This window comes from Pseudoroseomonas cervicalis ATCC 49957, from assembly GCF_000164635.1.
Lineage (GTDB): Bacteria > Pseudomonadota > Alphaproteobacteria > Acetobacterales > Acetobacteraceae > Pseudoroseomonas > Pseudoroseomonas cervicalis.
Window position 1 is genome coordinate 1 of the sequence record NZ_GG771011.1, and the last position, 1,298, is coordinate 1,298.

General features: G+C 75.7%; 2 protein-coding genes. Both read left to right on the forward strand.

The genetic code is table 11. The annotated features are described in order from the left end of the window. The coding region (locus HMPREF0731_RS21290) for an OmpA family protein (RefSeq protein ID WP_007006312.1) at window positions 1–295 on the forward strand (295 nt) is incomplete at its 5' end. Between the two features lie 141 nt (window positions 296–436). Further along, the coding region (locus tag HMPREF0731_RS21295; protein ID WP_007006313.1) for a carboxylesterase family protein at window positions 437–1,298 on the forward strand (862 nt) is incomplete at its 3' end.

The following is a 1,298-nucleotide window of genomic DNA, read 5'->3' on the forward strand; positions in this document are numbered from 1 at the left end:
TGCCGACCTGACGGACCGTGCCCGCCAGATCATCAGCGAGGCGGCGCAGAACTCCAGCCGCACCCAGACGACGCGCATCGAGGTGGCCGGCCATGCCGACCGCTCGGGCTCGCCGCAGTACAACCAGCGCCTGTCGCAGCGTCGCGCCGACGCCGTGGCCGCCGAGCTGGTCCGCCAGGGCGTCAGCCGCTCGGCCATCACGGTGCAGGCCTTCGGCGAGAGCCGCCCGCTGGTGCCGACCGCCGATGGCGTGCGCGAGCCGCAGAACCGCCGCGTCGAGATCGTGCTGCGCTAAGCACCTCGCGATCGCGACCGGATCGGGGGGCGCCGCGAGGCGCCCCCTTTTTCGTGGCCGGGCCGCCGGCTTCCCCTGACGACCCGGCCGACCCATCTCTGCCGCGCGGCGCCACCGCCGCCCCGGATAAGGACACTGCCCATGCGCCTGCCGGCCCTGCTTCTCGCCGCGCTGCTGCTCGGCGCCTGCGATGGCGATCCGGGCGGGGCGCGCCACCTGGTCGAGGCGCCCGGCGCCCGGCCCCTGCTGGTGGAGACGGAGAGCGGCCCGGTGCGGGGCGTCGCCGCGCCGGAAGGGCAAGCCTTCCTGAACATCCCCTTCGCCGCCGCGCCCACCGGCGCCCGCCGCTGGCTGCCCCCCGCCCCGCCCGAGCCCTGGACGGCGCCGCGCGACGCGACCCGGCTCGGCCCCGGCTGCCTGCAGAATTTCAGCCCCGCCTATCTGCGCGGGCAGACCGCCACCTGGATGCAGGCGGGGGAGGAGGATTGCCTCAACCTCAATGTCTATGCCCCGGCCTCGGCCCGGCCGGGCGAGCGCCTGCCGGTCATGGTCTGGCTCTATGGCGGCGGGCTGGTGGTGGGCAGCAACCGGCAATACGACCTCAGCCTGCTGGCCGAGCGCGAGCGGCTGGTGCTGGTGGCGCCGAACTACCGGCTGGGCGCGCTGGGCTTCCTGGCGCATCCGGCGCTGCGGGCCGAGGCGGGCGGCGCGGCCAATCTCGGCCTGCTGGACCAGCAGGCGGCGTTGCGCTGGGTGCAGCGCAATATCGGCCGCTTCGGCGGCGACCCTGGCAATGTCACCCTGATCGGTGAATCCGCCGGCGCCTGGAGCACCTGCCTGCAACTGGTGGCGCCCGGCGCCGCCGGCCTGTTCCACCGCGCCATCCTGCAGAGCGGCGCCTGCCAGACCGCCTTCTCCACCCTGCCCGTGGCCGAGGCCGAGGCGGCCGGCCTGGCCTATGCCGCGGCGCTGGGCTGCGGCGACGCCGCCGGCGAGGACGCGG